Source organism: Pseudomonas graminis (genome assembly GCF_900111735.1).
Lineage (GTDB): Bacteria > Pseudomonadota > Gammaproteobacteria > Pseudomonadales > Pseudomonadaceae > Aquipseudomonas > Aquipseudomonas graminis.
This window is the reverse complement of sequence record NZ_FOHW01000026.1, coordinates 1-19774: the sequence shown is the minus strand read 5'-3', so window position 1 is coordinate 19774 and position 19774 is coordinate 1. Positions and strand designations below refer to the sequence as shown.

Annotated in this window: 18 protein-coding genes and 1 pseudogene; 2 read left to right on the top strand and 17 right to left on the bottom strand. The window is 57.6% G+C overall.

Annotation, left to right across the window (positions count from 1 at the left end; all coding sequences use genetic code 11):
• Positions 1-217: 217 nt before the first annotated feature.
• From pilL2 to BMY98_RS18305, 6 genes and pseudogenes are all read right to left on the bottom strand, one after another.
• Positions 218-718 (bottom strand): annotated as a pseudogene (pilL2, locus tag BMY98_RS18335) (PFGI-1 class ICE element type IV pilus protein PilL2); the annotation flags it as partial.
• A 130-nt stretch (positions 719-848) separates the two neighbouring features.
• Entirely contained in the window at positions 849-2837 is a 1989-nt protein-coding gene (locus tag BMY98_RS18330; protein ID WP_074891501.1) for a DEAD/DEAH box helicase, read from the bottom strand.
• A 195-nt stretch (positions 2838-3032) separates the two neighbouring features.
• Positions 3033-4952 (bottom strand): type I DNA topoisomerase, encoded by a 1920-nt coding sequence (gene topA, locus BMY98_RS18325; RefSeq protein WP_074891500.1) that lies wholly within the window; start codon positions 4950-4952, stop codon positions 3033-3035.
• Positions 4953-5381: 429 nt separating this feature from the next.
• Complete coding sequence (locus BMY98_RS18315; RefSeq protein ID WP_074891496.1) at positions 5382-5846, bottom strand: single-stranded DNA-binding protein; 465 nt, start codon at positions 5844-5846, stop codon at positions 5382-5384.
• Positions 5843-6403, bottom strand: coding sequence for a DUF3158 family protein (locus BMY98_RS18310; protein ID WP_074891596.1), 561 nt, complete (start codon positions 6401-6403; stop codon positions 5843-5845). The genes BMY98_RS18315 and BMY98_RS18310 overlap by 4 nt, the downstream gene beginning before the upstream one ends.
• Before the next feature lie 5 nt (positions 6404-6408).
• Positions 6409-7134 carry a PFL_4669 family integrating conjugative element protein gene (locus BMY98_RS18305; protein WP_074891495.1) on the bottom strand — a complete coding sequence of 242 codons (726 nt, stop codon included), beginning with the start codon at positions 7132-7134 and terminating at the stop codon, positions 6409-6411.
• 497 nt (positions 7135-7631) lie between these two features.
• Here BMY98_RS18305 and BMY98_RS18300 point away from each other — a divergent pair, with 497 nt between their 5' ends.
• A complete protein-coding gene (locus BMY98_RS18300) occupies positions 7632-8297 on the top strand; it encodes a hypothetical protein (protein WP_074891493.1) in 666 nt (221 codons plus the stop codon).
• Between the two features lie 1012 nt (positions 8298-9309).
• Positions 9310-10335, top strand: a complete 1026-nt coding sequence (locus tag BMY98_RS18290; RefSeq protein ID WP_074891490.1) for a hypothetical protein — start codon at positions 9310-9312, stop codon at positions 10333-10335.
• Positions 10336-10706: 371 nt separating this feature from the next.
• Here the strand turns inward: BMY98_RS18290 and BMY98_RS18285 are convergent, their stop codons facing one another.
• The 11 genes from BMY98_RS18285 to BMY98_RS18235 are packed head-to-tail and all read right to left on the bottom strand — an operon-like array spanning position 10707 to position 19575.
• Positions 10707-12041 carry an STY4528 family pathogenicity island replication protein gene (locus BMY98_RS18285; protein ID WP_074891488.1) on the bottom strand — a complete coding sequence of 445 codons (1335 nt, stop codon included), beginning with the start codon at positions 12039-12041 and terminating at the stop codon, positions 10707-10709.
• Positions 12038-12742, bottom strand: coding sequence for a DUF2857 domain-containing protein (locus tag BMY98_RS18280; RefSeq protein ID WP_074891486.1), 705 nt, complete (start codon positions 12740-12742; stop codon positions 12038-12040). The genes BMY98_RS18285 and BMY98_RS18280 overlap by 4 nt, the downstream gene beginning before the upstream one ends.
• A 28-nt stretch (positions 12743-12770) precedes the next feature.
• Positions 12771-14510 (bottom strand): ParB family protein, encoded by a 1740-nt coding sequence (locus BMY98_RS18275; RefSeq protein ID WP_074891484.1) that lies wholly within the window; start codon positions 14508-14510, stop codon positions 12771-12773.
• The gene (locus tag BMY98_RS18270; protein ID WP_074891483.1) at positions 14507-14743 is read right to left on the bottom strand and encodes an Arc family DNA-binding protein; all 237 of its coding nucleotides are present in this window, start codon (positions 14741-14743) and stop codon (positions 14507-14509) included. The genes BMY98_RS18275 and BMY98_RS18270 overlap by 4 nt, the downstream gene beginning before the upstream one ends.
• Positions 14736-15368: a nucleoid-associated protein gene (locus tag BMY98_RS18265; RefSeq protein ID WP_074891482.1), complete on the bottom strand. Its 633-nt coding sequence runs from the start codon at positions 15366-15368 to the stop codon at positions 14736-14738. Before BMY98_RS18265 ends, BMY98_RS18270 begins: the two co-directional genes overlap by 8 nt.
• Positions 15355-15603, bottom strand: coding sequence for a type II toxin-antitoxin system HicA family toxin (locus tag BMY98_RS27680; RefSeq protein ID WP_074891480.1), 249 nt, complete (start codon positions 15601-15603; stop codon positions 15355-15357). The genes BMY98_RS18265 and BMY98_RS27680 overlap by 14 nt, the downstream gene beginning before the upstream one ends.
• On the bottom strand, positions 15600-15932 hold the full coding sequence (locus tag BMY98_RS18255) for a hypothetical protein (RefSeq protein ID WP_074891479.1): 333 nt from the start codon (positions 15930-15932) through the stop codon (positions 15600-15602). The genes BMY98_RS27680 and BMY98_RS18255 overlap by 4 nt, the downstream gene beginning before the upstream one ends.
• Positions 15929-17275 (bottom strand): replicative DNA helicase, encoded by a 1347-nt coding sequence (gene dnaB / locus BMY98_RS18250; protein ID WP_074891477.1) that lies wholly within the window; start codon positions 17273-17275, stop codon positions 15929-15931. Before dnaB ends, BMY98_RS18255 begins: the two co-directional genes overlap by 4 nt.
• Positions 17272-17970: a DUF2786 domain-containing protein gene (locus BMY98_RS18245; protein WP_074891475.1), complete on the bottom strand. Its 699-nt coding sequence runs from the start codon at positions 17968-17970 to the stop codon at positions 17272-17274. The genes dnaB and BMY98_RS18245 overlap by 4 nt, the downstream gene beginning before the upstream one ends.
• The gene (locus BMY98_RS18240; protein ID WP_074891473.1) at positions 17970-18713 is read right to left on the bottom strand and encodes a hypothetical protein; all 744 of its coding nucleotides are present in this window, start codon (positions 18711-18713) and stop codon (positions 17970-17972) included. Before BMY98_RS18240 ends, BMY98_RS18245 begins: the two co-directional genes overlap by 1 nt.
• A gap of 1 nt (position 18714) precedes the next feature.
• Complete coding sequence (locus BMY98_RS18235; protein ID WP_074891471.1) at positions 18715-19575, bottom strand: ParA family protein; 861 nt, start codon at positions 19573-19575, stop codon at positions 18715-18717.
• Positions 19576-19774 lie beyond the last annotated feature (199 nt).

The following is a 19774-nucleotide window of genomic DNA, read 5'->3' as shown; positions in this document are numbered from 1 at the left end:
AGTAGACTGTCTTGGGCTTCCACTGCGGAGGTTCAACGAAGCTGTGAATGAGTCAGGCAGAGCTGCTAACCCCACGTTACGGAGAAACTGCGCTGTTCGATGCTGGTGATAGGGACCACATGCGGTGTCGCGGTGTTAAAAGTCAGAGCCCAAAATCTCCAACTTTGCTACTGAGGTGGCCCTGTACGATGCTTCGAGCTTTTATGTCGGCCCTTTCGAGCTTAACCCCCGAGCGCAAAACGTAACAAACCTCTCGACTCACCTCATCAACCTCAACCTGCCAAGCTGGACCTGCAACCACCTGCAGTGCGTTACGCAGCGTCATAGGCCCGATCTTGTAAAGCGACGCAGCCAGCGGTCGGCTGTACAAGACGGTCACCTGACCGGTATCAGTGGAGCAAAGCGAATACCCCGACCGGTCCAGGACGTACACCATCGCTTCACGCACATTCGGAGTCATGTTGGCCGGGATGCTGATATCGACGATCTGCGCCATCAGGTCGCGCTGATCCGCTGTAGGAGCGGAGCTGACCAGTGTGTAGCGGCCGTAGTGAACAACGGAATCGTTCTCCAACGCAGCACCGTTCGGGTACAGATCCGGAGTCAGAATGTCTGGCTTACGGCTGCTATCAAGCACTGGAGCTGCGTCCGGTACATTCTGCGTGGTGCAGCCAGAGAGCATGGCCAACAAGGCCAGTGCGGTGAAGTATCTGATCATTTGCTCAAGAGCCCCTTTGATGATTGGGGCCACATTTGCACGGTCGCCATCCCGAGGCAGCAGGAAATAGATTCTCATCAACGGCGATTTATCGTCCCGCAAATCCAGTCGTTTCGACCACAAGCCACGCTCAAGACCCCACGGGCGCTCCAATCGCAGGCGCCATCCCCAAAGCCGCAACCAACTCCTCCCGATTACCCGCCGCAGCATCTGGCTCAATCAGCTCCTGCGCCAGTTGCCGCTTCTCCTGCAGCATCTGCCACAACGCCTGATCGATGGTGTTTTCCACCAATGGAATCTTCACCACCACCATCCGCAATTGGCCATTTCGATAAGCTCGATCCTCCGCCTGATCCTGCAGCCCGGGCGTCCAGGGCAGGCCGAGAAACATCACATAATTTGCGGCGGTGAGGTTGTTGCCTGTACCGGCCGCTGACGTGGTGCCGATGAATATCCGAGCATCGGGATCAGCTTGGAACGCGTCGATCGCCTTCTGCCGTTTGCTGATGGAATCGCTTCCGACCAAGGTGACGCATCCGTATCCAGCCTCTTCGCAGCGCGCACGTAACGTCGTCACGGTGTCCTTGAATTCGCAGAACAGGATGACCTTGTCCTCGACGTCCAACTCGGTGAGCAACTCCATCACCACGCCGACTTTTACTTGCTCCAGCATCTGTCGGAGTGATCCAAGTCTTGCGAGGCCTGGCCTGTCTTCGAGGCGAATGCGGTCGTACTCTCGACGCTCTTCAGGCGACAGCTCGATGGGCTGAGTTTGCCGCTGTTTGCCCTTGAGGTTCGGTAGTACATCCTTGCGCCGCCGGAGCATCCAGTCGCCGATTGCTTCGCGCAGGTTCTTCCGGAAGTCCGGGCTGCCGGCGAATTGTTCGCAGAAGGCTTTGAGGGGAAGTTGTCCCACGGGGTGGCCGGAAAGGCGCAGCAGGGTATGCAGTTCTGATTCACGGTTGAGGACGGGTGTGCCGGTTAGCAGGTAGCGATTGGGGATCTTGGCCGCGATGTCGAAACCGTGGCGAGTCCACGCAGCGGTGGGCTCCTTCAGGCGATGAGCTTCGTCGATGATCATCACCTCAAAATGACCTGCTTGTAGAACGTAATCTCCCAGCCGCTCGTAATTGACGATGACCCACTGCGCGTCGGGCTCTAATGCCTGCCTGGCGATCTTGGCGTCGGGAAACACCATCTGGATTTCTCGCTGCCAGTTGATGATCAGCGTCGACAATGTGATGACCAGGATGGGCCGGTCCTTCGCGCGTATTGCTGCAGCGATCACCGCCTGGCGAGTTTTGCCCAAACCCATGTCATCGGCGAGCAGCGCACTCGTTCGCTGCAGCAGATGCTCAATGCCGGCCGGTTGGTGATCCATCAGAGAATGTGGCTTCAGCGCCTCAGCGATCGCTTCAGCTGTGAGGTCGGTTCGCTGAATCGAAGGGACGGCGGCCAGGTACACGTCAGTGGACACATCATCCGCGCTGCTTGAGGCGCGATCCTGGGCAGGGCCGCCCAGGCTGATCCGAGTCATTGTCTCGGCGGGCACGACGCTTCCGTCGGACAGCAGCTCTTGGACGGTATCCAGGATCACGAACTGATCTTCAGACAGCCCCATTTCCAGCACGAGATTATTGCGGACCACTTCGGTGGACGCCTCAATGCGCCATGAGCGTGAGGGGCCCAAGAAAGTCCCGTGCATCCGCTTCGCGACCGCCACCATCGCCGGGTGGTAATCCCCTGACAACAAGCATCCACCTTGCGCAAGCGGGGCGAGTCGGAAGACCAGCCCCCATGTGAAAGCTTGCCGATCGGGCGCGCCTTGAGCCGCTTCGACCTTTTGGGAGAAGGACCGCCATGTCTCATCAAACCTGTCGCCGCCCAGCGCTATGAGATCGCGGTAAGTCAGCTCGAGTTGATCCAGCAGTTTCGCTTTTGGCAACCGCCAGTACCGGTGCAGTGGATGCTCTGATCGGCGGATGTAGAATCCGCCGCGCGCCAGCAGTATGCGATTGGCACCCTCCAGATACGGGAGTTGCAAGCCGAAGTCGTACCCGTCGAAGACCACTTGGCCAAGAAGGGCAGGTGGGCGATTCATGAGCCGGGGCCGGCTCATGCAGCTATGAACCAGTATTGGACATCCGGAGCTCGCTTGCCCCCAGTTGGGCCAATGGGTCTTATCAGTGTGGCCACGCTTGATCCCTTATGTTTGCGTGTAACACTGTCGATCAGATGACCCAGGGCATCCACGGTTAATCGGCGCTCGGTCATCGTCAGTATTGGATTGGGGGGCCCCTAGTGACCTAAGTGTTCAGATCCCCTTGGCCTTGCTGAAGTCTGGCTCGCCGTTCTTGGTCGGGTAACTCACCTGACAACCACTGGCCCTGTACCCGGAGCATCCCCAAAAGTCCCAGCCGCCTTTCCCGGCTTTGATACGTCTGACCAGACCCATGCCGCATTTTCCACACGTGAACACTTCGCTCGGAGCCGGTGCAGATTTGCGGCTGGCAGCTTGCACGGCCGCGCTGGGCTGGTCCTGCTGCCTGGACAGCTCATCCTCAAGCCGCTTATGCAGCTTGGTAATCACCGAGCGATACGTGTCCTCACCTTGAGCGATTCGGTCGAGGTCGCGTTCCAGCTCTCGGGTGAAGTTGAGCTCCAGGAAACTGAATACCCCTTCAAGCCGCGCAATCGTCTCTTCGCCGAGGGCTTCAGGTACGAGCTTGCGATTCTTCTCGGTGATGAGGCCCTTGCTGCTGATGTTCTTCAGGATCGACGCGAATGTACTTGGGCGGCCAATGCCTCTGCGCTCCATCTCCTTGATCAATGAAGCCTTGGTGTATCGAGCAGGAGGCTGCGTTTTCTTGTTCAGGCACTCGCCTTTGTGGACGGACAGCACCTGGCGCGGGGCGAGCAAGGGAACCGGGTTGCTTGTTCCGGCTCCCCCAGAGTCCTCGCTGTCTTCCGTGTCATCGTTCTTCAGCAGCTTCAGCCAGCCCGGGTTGGCGATAGTTTTTCCTGAGGCGGTGAAGCGCAGTGGCTTACCGTCTGGACCGGCTGCGATCAGTTTCACCGTGCGGACGTCATAGATGGCTGCCTCCATCTGACTGGCGAGCGCGCGAATGCGGATGAGGTTGTACAACGCCTGTTCTTCGGCATTTTCGCCTGCGTCAGTGTCAGCCCAATTTGTCGGAGTGATTGCGGGATGTCCTTCTTGCGCACCTTCTGCCGCGCTGAAGACTCTGCGCTCGGTCACTGACTTCATCCCCAACGTGTTTGCGACGGCGCGGATATCCGCCATTGCCTCGTCCGGTACGTTGGGGTTGTCAGTGCGGTGATAGGTGATGACGCCTTGTTCAAACAGGCGCTGGGCCACCTGCATGGTTTTATCCGGGTCCCACTTGAGTGAGTTGCTGGCCGCCTGTTGCAGCGTTGAGGATATGAACGGCGCTGGCGGAGCCCGCTCAGCTTTGCGATCGTCAGACGACTCAACGATCACGTTTCTCGTTGCCGCCACGAGTTGGGCGAGTTGGCCATCGCGGACGTAGGGATCTTCCTTGGATGCGTAATCCGGAACAGGTTGCCAGTCGGCGCACCAGGTTGAACCGCCGTCAGCAGCAAGAAAATGCAGGCGTGCGCTGAAGTGGGCAATCACGACGAATGTGCGAATCTCCCTCTCGCGCAAGACAACCATGTACACCGCAGGCGACTGCACTCGACCGGCCGTCGTAGGTTTACCCATCAGGCGGCGCAGCTCTTTGGTCACCATATAGCCAACGAGCCGGTCCATCGCGCGACGGCATTCCTGTGCAGCGACTCTGTTCATGTCGATCATTCGCGGCGACGCGAGCGCTTCGCCAACCCGCTTCAGGGTGATCTCGTTGAAGGTGATCCGCTGATAGTCCTTGATGGACGCGGCTTCCTTGATGTGCCAACTGATGCTTTCACCTTCCCGGTCCGGGTCAGTCGCCAGGTAGATCTCGCTGGCCTTTTTCACCGCGTCTTTGATAGCCCGAACGTTGCGAGTGCTCTTGTCGAGAATCTCGTAGACCAGGCTGTAGTTTTTGCGCACGCCGGTGGTGATCATTGAATCGTCCTGCCCACTGACGGGAAGGTCTCGAATGTGGCCGCCACTGGCGACGACCTCCCAGTCCTCGTGTGGCCGGAGTTTCTTCATTATCGGTCGGAGCTTCTTCAGCTTGCCCGGCGACTCGATGATCATCAGCTTCATAGGGTGCCCCTCTGATTGTGTCAGTCGCGGACTGTCACGGCAGTAGGGCGGGGCATCAATGAGAAATGGTCGGCGTGGAGGAGGGGGTTATTCAGAAGGTGCAGCATCCCGCAAAGCAGATCCTCAGACAGCCGCTCCACGTATTGGGCATTTTTTGGCATGGCCTGAGGATTGGATTCATGGGCCTCGCGTCCCGAATTGAAGTCCGACCGCAGGATGCAGTGAGCCGATTGGGGCGATTTTTTCGGTTGGGATGAATTGGCTGAGCACCCGGTTCGACGACGCAGTGCGAGCAGAAGAGGAGTTGACCAGTCAGGCCATTAGTCAGCGTCTGACGGAGGCCCATAAACGCGGTGGGGGAAGCCGATGGACCGCTTCCCCCACACCAACAGCTCCACGCATGGCGCGGAAAAATTGCCCCCACCTTGCTTAATACGGTTGATCGTCCGTCGGATAGCCGTCTGGATCGGGATGCTGGTTAGGCAGTGCCTGCTGCTGGTTCGCAGTCTGTTGCGCAGATTGGGACTGAGATGGCGCCAGGTTCACCATGGTGACGCGGTGGGGCAGGATGGCAACGCGGTTCGCTTGGATCTTCAGCGCGTCAAACTGTCCCTCAGCGTTTTCCCAGTGATCCATCACCGCTCGGCCCGCAACCGACACGCGCATGCCTTTCTGGAACAGTGCTGAGTAGTGTTCGGCGTCTTTGTGCCACCACTCAACGTTCGCCCAGAAGCCGCCACGGTCTTCGTAGCCGCCACCGTCTTTCGGGATCGAGTTATCGAAATACACATTGATCCGCAGCAGACGCCGGGGCTCTTTGTTGCCGTTGGGGAATTCCTTGAATTCCGGGTTGGAGCCGATGTTGCCTTCCCAGCCTTGGATAGCTGTGCTCATGTGCGTTCTCCTTGAGGTTGTTGCTTGTGCGATGGGTTGGTGTGCTGCTGCAGCCGAGCGTGGTAAGTGGCCTCTGCCTGACCCATCTTCTCGGCGCACTCGGCGGCCTGTTTGGCGATCGAGTGCATCAAGCTCATTTGCATGTTGAGGAGGATCCGCTGCAGCTCCATCTTGTAGAGATCCTGCAGCATCGACTCCGGTGTTTTGGAAGCACCTATCATGTCTGCCCAGATCGCGACGCCCATCCGCCGATTCGAAATGTGCTGCCAGCGCAGAAAGGTTGTGCCGACGGCCGTGTTCTGTTCGATCAAACGAACGGGCAGCAGAGAAAATGGGTGTCGCTTGGCTTGGTCCACTACACCGTGTGCGAGGTCCTTCAAACCTGCCCGCAGCGCCTGGCATTGATCCGCAAATTGGGTCAGATCCCCCTTACCTTTAAAAGGCTTTAAAAGGCCCTTTAGTGAGGCGCCGTGTTGCAGGCTCTGGAAGGCATCCTGTTGCAGTGGTCGGAAGGCACCCTGTTGCAGCGATTCCGCAGTCGAGTTGGTCTGGCCCATGGTCATCAATCCTCGACGCCGTCTTCGAAGTGTTCCTGCTCCTCGACTTGAGGCTGGCCACGGGTAATCGGCGGAGCAAACGTGGAGCGACGCGTGCCCTCCAGGATGTCCTGTGGAATCTCGCCATACCGCTCGTACATCTTGCGGGCTGCTTCAGCCTTCGCGTTGTTTGCGGCGAAGTCATCCCGTGCAGCTCCGGAGTACTTGTACAGCTGGGCCAGCCCAAACAACCTGCGCAACACCGCCGCGCATTCGTCGATCCACATCTCCATGTTGCGGCGACCAATGAGGCCAACGTGCTGAGCCAGCAAAATGCGCCGGACGATCTCGTCGTAGTTGGTGAGCAGGTATACCGCCTGAAAACCGAGCGGGTTGGATATATAGAGGGGAAGGCTGACGGGCTGGATAGAGAGATTGTTGCCGATGCTGATGGTGGGCGGCAGTGAGGCCATCGCTGTATCCAGCCGATCTTCCACGGCCTTCAGTGCGTCCTTCGATTCGTTGATCTTCTCCTCCAGATTGATCATCCACCAGTCGGAGTAGGGATCATCTTGTTGAGCGCCGCGAGACATGCGGTTGACGATCGAGCAAAAGCCGGACAAGCCGATGATGCCGGCCTTGTCATCGCTCTTGGCTCGCCCCATCCAGATGCGCGCCGCGTGATGAGTATGAAGGGTCAGGTTTACATCGCTTCGGAGCGAGCCGATGTTGAGCCGGTAGTTATCAGCCATGGTGCAGGTATTCCTTGGTAAGGAGATGCACTCATGCTGCGAACTGAGCGATGTGCCGACAGCAATTAATGCGTGGTCCATTGGGAGGGGATTTGTTGCATCGGGTTGGTGCTGGATGACGCGGCATGATTGAGATCAGTTGGGTGTTGCGGGCCGCAACACTCCGGTTCGGGGCGGAGCAGGCAGCCGCTTACCAAGTGTTGCGGGCCGCAACACTCCAGCCTGGTCGGAGCGGGATGCTGCTTGCTGAGTAATTGCAGGGGATTGCCGGTCCGCTTGCATTCGACCTGCCAATCATTTTCATCGGACTTCAGCAGCTCGATTCACTGGCATGACCGGCTGAAAACGATTCAAAGCTGCCTATGGGTTAGCCGCATCATGATTCTGGCGCGGGTATGATGCCGAGGCCGTTTTGGGGTTGGGAAGTGGTGTGGTCGTTTGGTTGCTGCTTCAAAGCTTTAGCAGTGTAATGTCTCAAGAACCACAAGGAGTAGTTGATGTCGCTGGACAGCTCTCAAGTGAAAAAATTGAACGACGCAGTACGCGCGTATTCATTCCCTACAGCCCACTTTGATTTCTCGGACCAAACACCTGTCTCTGGGCTTTCGATGTCACAGTTGGAAACCCGTGTGCGTCATCAGTTGCTCGGCTCATCTCCTGATGAAGTCAAAGACGGCCTATCGAATATTCTTTACTGGGGGTTTGCGCAAATGAGAGGGCTTGCCCCTGTTCGCGTAGAGCGCTTCAGGTCTGAAGTAACCCGCGAGCAACTCGGCCAAGCATCAGAGTTGTTCATTAATCAACAACGCCCGACTCTCTACGAAATCGCTCGTCTGGGGCTGCCTCAGTTTTCTAATATTTCCTTTGTAAGCAAGATCCGGATGTACCTCGACCCTGTCAAATCCGCCACACTGGACAGGCAGATAATGAAGATGCATCAAGTCCATGACGACACTATTTTGGCCGCGTTCAAAGAGCACAAGACCAGCATTCCCACCAATCTCAGAAATTCCAATGCCTACGAGCTGTGGTGTGATCATCTCGGTCATATTGCCCAAGCCTACCTGCCCAGCGCACGGGTCGTTGACATCGAGCGAGGGTTCTTTCACATGATTCAGACAGGTGGCGTGAACGACGCTGCAACCATTTTGAAAAACGCTTGAGTTATGAAGCTGGTTTTCACATGGTCTGCCCCAAGACAGCTCGTCTCGCCCGGCAGAAATTCGCCGGAATCTGCCGGTTGATCCGACTAGGCTAAAGCAGCATGCCTTCGCCCCAAGCTAAATTAGTAAGGCGGTCTAGGCCCTACGAAGCCCGCTACGCGGAACTGGCCCATAGGCAGCTAACGGTCAGCATCTATGACGAATCCCCAATTCAATGGGAGGAGTACGCGTTCAAGCTACTACGCAACCAATTATCTGAGAAGTATTGCGCTCAGCCTGATGAGGAAGACCCTGCTCAGCGACCTATATCGCAGACCCTCGAGAGCGCTGACCTCACGGAGTATTTTGAAGAGGATTGGGGGCAGCAGGTATTTCTTCAGGCTATGCAGCCCCGCAGACGCATTGTCCTTGGCTCAGTTGTTGCCGCTGGTTGCGAAGCATTCCTTTTGGAAGCCCAAGCTCGTTTTCGCCAATTGGGGAACTGATTGATAAGTATGATCTGCCTGCGACTGACGAGAACAGCGAGATCTTAGGGCTGCGCTTCTAGATAACCTCAGGGCTTTGCAGAGCTGCTGCCAGTCACCCTTGGGTTACTTCCGCGCAGCTGCTCTCTAGCCACTATCCCACAGGATAGTGGACACGCGCCATCGCCACCCGGGCTGAGGTCAGTCGACTTTTCAGGATGGGTGTGTGGCCCTCGTTGGCACGTTGATCTGGGGCATTAGCCAAGATACCCCTAGTCTTCGCCTGTGAGGTGGCCAGGGGACTTCCAGGTGTCAATGCTCATCCCGCCATGCCACATACGGTTCCGATACGGCAGCATTCGAAACGCCTTGAATGACTTCGGCGCGGTGCAGCTATGCCCGGCAGCTATCGACCCCTAAGCGTTCCCCAGACACCAGTGATCAGCCTTGGTCCACGCCCGCACCTTCACATCGCCTTCATCACCAGTCAAGTAACCGGAAAATCAGCCGAAGCAGGTATGTCCAACCATACCCAGAGGTGATCGCAAGTGAATGTAATCAATCTTCCTAGTGAAGACGAGACCCTTGGGCCTTTAGTGCTTGATCACATCTACGTGGCAGAGGGTGCGCCAGTCCAAGCTGTAGAGGGGTCGCCCAACCTAAGCCCATCAGACGAAAAAAGCTGGGATAAGCTTGCGTTGAGCGGATTGAGCCTTGCCGCTTTCGCTACGATGCGGACCACCCCGATTGGGCTTTTAGCCTCTGCCGTAGGTGCAGCAGCAGTTAGCCCATTTTTTGTTCAGTTGATATCGCGGTATTCGGTCGCGAATGCGGAAGAACAAAAACAGTTGAACGAAGCTCAGGCACTGGAAGCTGCTCGGTTTGCAGCATATATGCGCAAGCACTCTGTGACCCCCGCCCAGGCCGACAAGGCGGGGTTCCGATTCGAGCCCGGGCACCCCTTGGTTGGAAAGGTCTACAAGCGTCATCCGCTGGCAGGGGCGGCAACCCATGACAAACATAACCTGTACATCCCCAGCGAGCGGTATGACCAAATTTTGCTCGCTGAGCGTGAAGCAGAACTTATCAAAATGCTGGTCGACATGGGAGCGACCAGAATCCAGATCTCAAAAAAATCCTCTGAAGTCGCCCGTAGCTCAATCAACGGATCTACATCCACTGACGTTGCTGGATACGGCGGTGGCCGCGCTGCCTACTCCAGCAAGAACGACCAGTCAAGGAATGCGATGGATTCCAGGGAGTTTCGGCTCAGGGGCAAGCAGTGGCATGACGGCGACCGCTTGGCGAGAGCGGATTATTTCTGGCTGGCCTTTGAACCATCTTGGGCAGCGGTGGTGATGGCTCGTGAAATCGGAGCGTGTGAAGTAGCGTCGCTCGAAATCAAAGAGACCACTTCGTTCTCGAACGACCGCAACATAGAGTTTCAAATTCAAGCTCAAATGTTACAAGCAGGCGCAAACGGGCAGATCAACGCAAGCGCGAAGGAAGAGACCGAATACTTCATTACGGTGGAATTCGCCCCCGCTAAAGAGCGTCGAAATCAGGACTCATAGCCCTGATGGCTATCTCGGGTGTTCAGTATCAGAAACAGCACTCGGATTACGCCGAGGAAGCTCAGTGGTGAACTCTCACCTTGGTCGGGAGCATGCTTCTGGCCTTACTCTACCGGTCATGCTCACAAATCATGTTGATCAAATCCCATGCAATGGCTGGTGATGAGAAATGCGATTGGCCGGTCAGCTCTAATGCAAACGGGTGGTTAATTAGAGGGCAATTTCTCCGCCTGCGAGCTGTTGCGGGCCGGAACAGCTAGCTTAGGCCAGAGCAGGAAGTTGGTTGGTCAAGTGTTGCGGCCCGCAACACTCAAGTAACCGACGTGTCGACCTGCTTTGACGCGCAGTGCAGTGGATAGCTCGAAGTCTCGTCACGATGCACTAGACCTGCCGAGCTTGAGCTGACTGATCATCGCGCTGATCTCATGTTGTGCAGCCGCAATCGCCTCCGGAGTCCTGGCGCTGGTTGGCATAGGCACCGGTTCCGGTCCGGTTGAACCGCGAACCACTTCTGGCCGTTTGTCCGTTGTGACGCCGAGTTGTGGCCGGGCCCGCCCGCTAGACGCTGAGTTTTGGTCCGGCGTCCATGTGCTGTTGAACTCCCCACGCACAGCGCTGGACACGAGGGTCAGCAAGTACCCCAGTGGATTCCTCAGCGATCCGCTTTCCACTCGATGCACCCACTGCTTGACCAGTGCGGACTTCAGCTCGGGCGGGACTTTCTGCAGCGCCTCCAACGCATTTTGCTTCTGATCGGGCGGCAGCCGGTGCACCGCTTGCAGCATTCCAGCGCTCACATCGCTCTCTGCGGGCGGTACATGTACAGAGCTTTTACAAACATCTTGGTATGTATTTGTATACGTACTATATGAGTTCGGATTCCGAACTGAGTCCGAACTCTGCGGATTCAGACTGAGTTCGGATTCCGAACTCTGCAAGTCACTCCTCATGAAACGCGAGTTCGGACTGGGTTCGGAGTCCGAACTCAGTGGAGACTGAGTAGCCGTTTGCTGAGTTCGGATGCCGAACTCTGTGGCTTGGTGATCTATCGGCTCTTTCGAGATCGGTGCAAGCCGTTGAGAGCTGAGCCGATCTACGAGCTTATCCAGGCGTGTCGGCAAGCGTTCGCCCACGTCAGGGTCTGCGGCAAACTCATTCCAGGCTATTTCCGCCACTTCACGAATCGCTTTGTTCGGGTGCTGCATCGACTGGTTGAGCAACTGCAGGTAATCCTTATCGAACTCGATGGCTTCTGCGGGTGATACCGGTTCGTCGTGAAGCAGGTAGACATTCCCTTGAACCTGTCCGCTCAGATCGTTGCGAACACGCCGTCCCAGGCTGAGCCAGCGCGTTAGCCGCAAGGTCACCAGTGACTTGGAAATTGTCTCCCTCGATGCCGGCTTGCCGGGCTGCATGCCGAGGTACGGACGCAACTGGTCGTAGGTGGGGAATGCTGTGACACCGTCGCCATTGATCAGCATCCGGAAGACCTGCCATGTGTTTCTCTCCAGTGGGGTTAATCGATCATCAAGCAGGAGGCGTCGCGGCACTGCCTCATGAGGATTTCCGCTGAAAATGATCCCGGCATAAGAAGGCGTGCCGGCAACCGTGCGCGGCGCTGATTCTTTCTTGTGAAGCAGATGCGCCTCAAGTTGCCCTGAAGCCGAGTCCAGAAGAGCAGCCAATGGGAATCGTGAGAGCTTCATGGTTCGGGGTCACCTTCTGCCGGCGACGATTGACCTGGTTTGCGCTGAGCCAGCTTCGTCCCGGCTGAAGGCTTTCTTGGCAGTTGACCGTGTCCCTGAGAAGGAGGGTACAAACCCTCTCTGAGCCAGCTTTGGATTCGATGCCAGATGACCGCAAGGCTAAGAGGCTCGGGCGCATCCTCGGCAACTAGGCTATCGGGCGATTTCATTTCTTCTGCCACCAGCATGGCGATGTCCAGCATCGCGACGCTGTCTGCCAGGCTGACCTGATGCTCTTTCATCAGGTGCGTCCATCGGTACCAGAGATCGGCGTCGGTTTCTTCGCTGAACTCTCTCCAACGGCCCCTGCGCGCGGTGATCCCCATCATCAACCGCTGCAGGGCCACGTCCTGAGGCGAGAGCCCGAAGAACTGTTGCAGCATATGGGTTGTGGCGCCGAGCCGGAGTGCTCGCTCAATCATGCGCACCTCCCCGTCAGAGCGTTGCGCGCTGTTGAGAATCTTCTTTACCATCTCGCCGTCGATCGTAACGTTGCACCATGAAACCGGCGTGTTGAGCAGAAGGCTCAACGCTGAGGGTTGCTGGAGCTGAGCCAGCACCTCGGGCTCCAAGCCCATCTCGAAACATCGCCGCAACTGGCCGTTGCGCACGTTGTGCAGTACCTGAGAAAGAATGGCTTCATTGATAGGTGTCTTGGACATCACTGGTCCTCCCTGGCATGGGCTGCAGTCAGCTAGAAGCCGACCCAACTGGTTCACCAAGAGCGTTGATTTCGAGATCAATCAAGCGTCTGGCCAAGCGGATGATGCGGAAGAGTTTGACGAGGGCCCCGTCGCTCAACCTCCCGGCGTTGTCGGGTACGTCGTCCTTTGCCGCTGGCTGTCCCAGCAGCAGTTGGCCTAATCCTGCTGCGAACTCAAAGTCGGAGAGGGCATCTTTGGGGATCTCAGGCTGCTGCTGGATCATATTCAGCGCGATCGCGATCGAGCCGCTTAGAGACTGGAGCAGGGTCAGGGTGTGTTGGGCTGTCGCATTCACCTCTAGCTGGTCGACAGGGTGCCGGTAGCTGAAACCGATGCCTCCTTCGATTCCGTAGATCTCTCCCGGCGCGTTGACCGACGCGGCGACTTCACGGGCAAGCTGGGCTATGTGAAGCCGCAGTTCGTTCGGGGTATCGATTTCGCGCTCTATGTACCAAAGGTCCGAGATCGGGTGCAGGCCGCCCGCCTGAACGGGGATCGACACCAGCGCATTGGCGGCGAAGTCCGGTAGCTGCTCTCCATCAATCGCAGCGAGCTGCTGTTTCACCTGCTGAACCCGGGAGGAGGTAGTTACCGGGCTTGCGATATGGCCCTCCAGTCGGGCCTGGGTTTCCCCCTGGCTGAGCGATGTCGATTGAAGGCCCTCAGATGAGGATGTCTCAGCGGTTCTGGAGGGTAGTTGGGCATTGGGGTGGGATTGGTCCGCCAATGGCAGGGGGGCGGTAGGCCCGCGCTCGACATCAGCGATGCCTGGGTCAGGCTCTGCCGTGGGGGGCAGTACAGGCGCGCCCGGCGGCATATCCGCCACGGAGGTTGATCGACGAAGCTGATCCTGATTTTGCGTAATCTCCAGCAGGACCGCTTCGTAACCCAGGCCCAATGGTCCTTTTATTTGGTGAATCAGCTCATCCTGAAATCGCTGCAGCAGAAACTCGTCAGCCTCGCCTTCGAACTGGGCAAGCACGTCCTGGAACAGTTGGTCGAAGTCCAGTGGCTGCTCCAGTCCCTCGGAGTGCTGCTCCCAGCACTGCCGGCTGGTTTTACGCAGGGCCAGCACCTTCGATATGCGATCTATCCCCAAACCTGAATACAAAATCCCTGGAACAGCCGGCAACAGGTAGCGAATGGTGTCCTGCATCCGGCTCAAGTGAGAGGCCGACACAGGGTAGCCATCGGACTTCAGCAGGCGAGAGAGCTCTCTCAGCGAAACCTTCTCCCCAGCGTCTGCCTCATACAGCTGGCGCGCCTTGTCCACGCCGATGGCCCGCTCGATAAAGAGAAGCTGCCCCTGCAGGTCGTTTTCGGCCAAGTGGCCCGTCAGGGAGATGATCTCCCCACGCAAGGCATCCCATGGACGGAATAGCGTGTGAAACCTGAAGTACTTGTCATCTCCGGTTTCTCGATACAGCTCGTTGAGGATCGCGAGTCGGGTGTTGCCGCCATTCCTGATCCGGAATTTGTCTTCGCCTGGCCGGCGCGTGACGGGGGGCGGTGTATCCAGACCGCGATGGCGTATCGATTCTTTGAGCTCGTCGTACTTCGGATTACGCGTCGTGCGAGGGTTGGTGTCCCAGGGCAACGTCTCATCCAGCGTCAGGACCATCGAAGTGTCGACGATCGGATCGCTCATGCGTTCGGCAGCGGGGGCCCGCTGTTCAAATGACGGCTTCAGCAACTGATCCTTCATGCTCGCTACGGACTGCTTCATGTCTTGGCTCCCGAGCTGGCTTTGGGTTGAGAATCCCCTAGCAGTTGGTCGATGACTCGAGTCGCTCGGTCAAGAGCGCACTCCAGTTCCTCGATGTGCTCCAGGCGATGGAGGATTTCCGAGTTCATCGAACGCGCGTTGGTGCGCGCCACGTCAGCGATTCGGCTTCTCATGCCGGCGGGGAGACGGATGACGAACTTTTCTTCGTTGCGGCGCAGGGGCTGATTACTCATTTTGATCTCCAGGATGGGTTGGCAGACTCTGGCCGCAGCGGGTTGAAGGGCAGGGTGCTTCGTTAAAACCGACGAATTCGGCAAATGGCACTTGGCTCTGTCCGTCGATGAAAGAGATGTACGGCGCGGATTCGCCGCCCGTTTCCCACAGTGAGAGGTTGATGCGGGCAGTCATCCCTAAGCGATCAAGGTCGAGCTGCAGCGAGGGCAGTACCTTGAGCTCCTGCGTTACGGCGAAGCCGCTGCGGCGCTGCAAAACGGCGATGTACAAATACTCCGTGATGCCTTGCGAGCAATGCGCAAACAGCACGTGGCCCCCTGAGTAGGCATCTGATTTCGGTATCAAGGTGCCCAAATGGAGTGTTGATGCTTGGCTGAATCCTGCGAAATCGACATCGCCCTCGACATATTCCTGGAGCCATCGACTCAGCGGGTAGGTGTCTTCGTCTGAGTTGAAGAAGCCCCGTGCCGTAGGAGTAGCATCGTCAAACCTGTCATGTAGATATTCGATCAGTTGGCTAACGACTTTCGATTCGGGCAGCACGGAATCGCGCAAGTAAAGCTGGCCACTCGCGCTTTCCCCGGTCTTATCGACGTAATGAATAATGCAGTTATGAACAAGCATCGGTTGCCTCCTGCTGGAACTGGCGGTGACAGCGATCTGCACGACGCAGCTGCGCTTTGGCGTTCAGCTCAGCGCGATAATCGCTCGGTGTGGATGATGTGAAGATCGGAGGCATGCCCGCCTTGGTGAACCTGATGTGGCCACCCTGAGTGCGGGATACCTTCCACCCATGTGAAAGGGCAAAGTCCATTAGCAGACGAATGCCTTGCCTGGCTGACCTGACGATCGTGCTCATTCAGCGTTTCCCCTGCGCTCAAGTGCATTTCCTGACTGCACCGCGACTATCTCCGGCTCGGACTCGGGAAATTTGGTTTCAAGCTCGGACAGGAAGTAGCCCAGCGCCTCGCGGGAGCCGGAGAGGCGAAACACCACCGTGCAGTGCTGCGCATCTGCCTCAAGCAATTTCTCTATCTCGTAGCTGCTGCAGGTCGGGCACTGCAACACTTCTGCTTCGCCAAGCGCTGACTCAGGAGCCGGGACACACAGGCGAACCTGGTCCAGCCGAAAGTGGGCATCGCAGTTGCTGCACCAGTGGGTGATTGGATGGGTAAAGGGGATGGTCATGCGCAGGCTCCTTGCCATGTATTTGGGCTGAGGTTGGCGAAGCGGGTTTGACTTGGGATGAAGGCGGTTCGGACTGCCCCGGTAGGGCCGTTGCGCTGCTTGCCGATGATGAGTTCGGCGATGCCCGCGGCTTCGGATTGCGCGTTGTATACCTCGTCGCGGTACACGAACATGATCACGTCGGCGTCCTGCTCGATGGCGCCGCTGTCACGCAGATCCGCGTTGATCGGGCGCTTATTCTGGCGCTGCTCCAGCGCTCGATTGAGTTGCGAAAGCGCGATGACAGGACAGTCCATCTCTTTGGCCAGCGCCTTCAACGACCGGGAAATGGTGCTGATCTCATTGGCCCGGTTTTCTTGTCCGGGACAATTCATCAGTTGCAAATAATCGATCATGATCAGCGAGGGATGCCCGTGTTTACGCGCAGCTCGCCGGGACTTGGCCCTTAATGCGGCAGGCGTCAGGCCGGATGCGTCATCAATGACCAAACGGTCCCCGTAGTCATTCATCCTGGCGACGGCCGAGGTTAGCTTCGGCCAGTCCGCGTCCTCGAGATCACCCTTGAGCAGCTTGCGCAGATCCAGCTGGCCGAGAACCGCGAGCAACCGATAGATCAGCGCTTTGGCTGGCATCTCCAGGCTGAACACTTGTACCGATCTGGATTTTTCTCCCTGCAGCGCGGCGTCGACGAAGTTGAGCGCCAGTGCCGTTTTCCCCATGGAGGGACGTGCGGCCAGGATGATCAGATCTGCCGGCTGCCAGCCCGTGGTCATCTCGTCCAGATCAGTCAGGCCGGACGGAAGTCCGGTCAGGGTTTCGTTGCTGTTGAAACGCTGGTCTATCTCCCCGATGACCTTGGTCAACTGCTGGTTGAGATCGATGAAATCCGCTGTGGATTTGTCCTGCCCCAGCGCAAACAACTGCTGCTCGATCGACTCTTGAACCTCGCTGGCGATGGCCTGTTGATCAGCCGCTTCGCGGGAGCACTGGAAGCCAACCGAGATCAGTCTCCGGAGGTGGGCGCGGTTGCGAACGATCTGGGCGTAATGTTCGATGTTGGCCACTGAGGGCGTGTTCTTCGCGAGTTCCCCCAAGTAGGCCAACCCTCCCGTTGCAGCGGGCTCTGCCAAGGCATCGTTGACGGTGACGACGTCGAACGGAATGGCCTGGCTCGCTAACCCGGCAATGGTGCGAAAAATCAGCCGGTGCTCTTGCTTGAAGAAGTCCTCCTCAGTTAGTTGGTCCGCAATCAGGTCCCACGTGTTGTTGTCGAGCAGCAAGCCGCCGAGAACGCCCTGTTCAGCTTCGACGGAGTAGGGTGGCGCAAGGTCAAGAAGGCTCATTCACCACCCCCGAAACCCAGTGCGCCTTGACCTCGCTGCTCCACCGCGCGGTGAAGATTCGCTTTGGCCCCCTGATCCCAGCCGGCAATCATCGACCCCGCGTCGTGACCTTTGGCCTCCAGCGGTTCGATGGTCAGCTCCTTCAGATTGGGGTGATGCACGCCCAGGTACGCGACGATCTCACCACGAGTGGACTCGTCCAGACCTCCAGCGAATTGAGCGACTTTGTATGAAATCGCGTTCAGCCAACCCTCCGTGAAGAGCTGACCCCGGCGCCGTTTAGTCTTGAGCTTGCAGCGTTTTTGCTGGGCGACATGGCTGCGGCGCGCAGCAACGAGCTGGTGATGCAGGGCCGAGTAGGTGTAGGCCGCCAGCTCGGGCGCAATGCCCTTACCGAGGAACTTGAACGACCAGCCGCTCGTGAGGTGGAAGTAAGCCAGATGGCTGCAATCGAATGCAGTTGCGCACGTTGATGCCAGCGAGTGCAGCCAATTCTGGGGAGACCGACGCGTGTGGGTCACCACGCTGGCTTCATCTACCAAGTGAGCTTTAACCTCCGCGCCTTCGAGGTTGTATTGCTTCATCAGATTGCGGGCTTGTCTGAGCGCCGTTTCGACCTCATTGGGTGATGCGCCCTGGGAGTTGGCCAACGCCATGAGCTTGGCGACTTTGCTGAGGACCTTCTGCTTGTCCATCACTTGCCGGTCCTCCGCAGTTGCGCATCGGAAAGCACTGCGGCCCACAGACGTACTGTCTCCATTTCATAGGAAGCTCCCAACACGCTGGCGCGAACCTCTTGCACTGCCAGCTGCAAAGCGTTGAATCGCTCCTGCACGCTCTTTCCATCGTCAGTGAGCAAATACAGCTCGACCTCTTCCCGTAATTCGCTCCCGAAGGCCTCGACCTTGTTTTCCCAGTAATGGTTTTGGCCTTTGTAAACGTGGGACCTGGGAGGGGAACTGACGTAGTTGCGAAGCCTCAGTGACATTTCCACTGGCGTGTAAAACGGCTGAAAGCAGCCCGCGCGGCTGTGGACCAGCACAAGCCGGATGATCTCCAGCTTTTGGTCGATTGTTGCGCTGAGCAGAGGGTAGGCCGTAGCGACAAGCTGTTTGGCTTCGCGCTCGCGCTGTTTCTGAAGCGTCTTGGCCGACACCTCGGTCCGTTGCCGCTTTTCTTTTGCGTGCTCAATGTTGAGACCCACTGATTCGATCAGTTTGGCGGCGTCACGCAGGAGCTGAAGCTGCTCGGCGCTCAGCGTTTCCCCGAGGCGTCCGAGCGGGAAGTACCCACCGGCAGTCAAGCCTTGTATCTCCCGAGCCATTGTCGTGAGCTTCGTCTGCAGCTTGCGCAGTTGCTGAGCGCTTTGGTGCTTGCCGAGCTCCAGCACCACGTCCGCGCTGATATTTGCAGGCTGAGTCATTGAAGGATTTGCCATGTCAGTGGCCTCCCTTCACGCGTGACTCGATAACGGTCTCGGTCAATGCTTCGAAGCGATCACGCCACTCGGGGAAGAGCTCGATGGCGAGCTGACGAACAATCGCCAAGGCTGCTGGGGACTTGCGATTGGAGGGTTGCCGATACTCCAGACGATGCGCCGGCACTCCCAGGGACGCTGCGTTTCGAAACACCACGGCCGCTGGGATGGTGTTGTCCAGGACGCTGATCTGCGAGTTGTCGTGGAAAATCTCCCGCACCGACTGCTCGATCATCTGCGCGTCGACGGTCAGATCCAGGTTGTTGATGACGATCTTTACCGGCGGGATGGTCATGCCCAGACGCTCATAGGCGCGAAGGCCTTCCAGCATTTGCATGGTGCCCCGGCTGAACTCCCGGGCCGCGAGCATGTTTGGTAGAAGAGGGGAAACGACCAGGTCCGATGCCAGGACAACCATCTCAAGCATCGCTGAGCGAGCACCTTGGGTGTCGATCAGCACCAGGTCGAAATGATCCTTGAAGGCCGGCATCAGGTTTGCCAACCGTAGGCGTCCATCGGGCGCCTGGAGGAGCAGGGTGTTCAGCTGGTTGTTGACGTCGTTCGAGATGACCAGCGAGAGGTTCGGAATCGCAGTGCTGGAAATGATCCGTAGCGGGTCAGTCGCATTCAGAGCGAGTAGCTCGTAGATCCCGCCCTGCGCTTCTTCCACCAGTTGGTAGTACGAAGACAGCGAAGGCTGCGCGGGGTCCAGATCGATGAGGAGAGTGCGAAGCCCGGCGTCCGCGCACAGTGCGCCGAGATTGGCTTCAACGGTGGTTTTTCCAACGCCGCCTTTGGTCGAAACGACCGAGGTAATTTTCATTTTTTGGAGCCTCTAATGTGGATTCATTAGAGGCTGCGTTGCCAAATACGTCGGGCTAAGAGCCTTATGCCACGGGGCTTAGAGCGATTCTTACCACCAATTGTCTTTTAACCAATTGGTCGTAGGTTCGAATCCCACACGACCCACCATTTCGAAAATCTGGAAGGCCCATGAAAATGCGGATTTCCAGATTTTTTTT

Coding starts and splice junctions, on each gene's coding strand:
- BMY98_RS18265 (WP_074891482.1), bottom strand. CDS start 15,368: ATGCTTGTTCATAACTGCATTATTCATTACGTCGATAAGACCGGGGAA.
- BMY98_RS18315 (WP_074891496.1), bottom strand. CDS start 5,846: ATGAGCACAGCTATCCAAGGCTGGGAAGGCAACATCGGCTCCAACCCG.
- BMY98_RS18285 (WP_074891488.1), bottom strand. CDS start 12,041: ATGAAGCTCTCACGATTCCCATTGGCTGCTCTTCTGGACTCGGCTTCA.
- BMY98_RS18245 (WP_074891475.1), bottom strand. CDS start 17,970: ATGGACAAGCAGAAGGTCCTCAGCAAAGTCGCCAAGCTCATGGCGTTG.
- BMY98_RS18235 (WP_074891471.1), bottom strand. CDS start 19,575: ATGAAAATTACCTCGGTCGTTTCGACCAAAGGCGGCGTTGGAAAAACC.
- topA (WP_074891500.1), bottom strand. CDS start 4,952: ATGAAGCTGATGATCATCGAGTCGCCGGGCAAGCTGAAGAAGCTCCGA.
- BMY98_RS18305 (WP_074891495.1), bottom strand. CDS start 7,134: ATGGCTGATAACTACCGGCTCAACATCGGCTCGCTCCGAAGCGATGTA.
- BMY98_RS18300 (WP_074891493.1), top strand. CDS start 7,632: ATGTCGCTGGACAGCTCTCAAGTGAAAAAATTGAACGACGCAGTACGC.
- BMY98_RS18270 (WP_074891483.1), bottom strand. CDS start 14,743: ATGAGTAATCAGCCCCTGCGCCGCAACGAAGAAAAGTTCGTCATCCGT.
- BMY98_RS18330 (WP_074891501.1), bottom strand. CDS start 2,837: ATGAGCCGGCCCCGGCTCATGAATCGCCCACCTGCCCTTCTTGGCCAA.
- BMY98_RS18240 (WP_074891473.1), bottom strand. CDS start 18,713: ATGGCAAATCCTTCAATGACTCAGCCTGCAAATATCAGCGCGGACGTG.
- BMY98_RS18275 (WP_074891484.1), bottom strand. CDS start 14,510: ATGAAGCAGTCCGTAGCGAGCATGAAGGATCAGTTGCTGAAGCCGTCA.
- BMY98_RS18255 (WP_074891479.1), bottom strand. CDS start 15,932: ATGACCATCCCCTTTACCCATCCAATCACCCACTGGTGCAGCAACTGC.
- BMY98_RS27680 (WP_074891480.1), bottom strand. CDS start 15,603: ATGAGCACGATCGTCAGGTCAGCCAGGCAAGGCATTCGTCTGCTAATG.
- BMY98_RS18310 (WP_074891596.1), bottom strand. CDS start 6,403: ATGGGCCAGACCAACTCGACTGCGGAATCGCTGCAACAGGGTGCCTTC.
- dnaB (WP_074891477.1), bottom strand. CDS start 17,275: ATGAGCCTTCTTGACCTTGCGCCACCCTACTCCGTCGAAGCTGAACAG.
- BMY98_RS18280 (WP_074891486.1), bottom strand. CDS start 12,742: ATGTCCAAGACACCTATCAATGAAGCCATTCTTTCTCAGGTACTGCAC.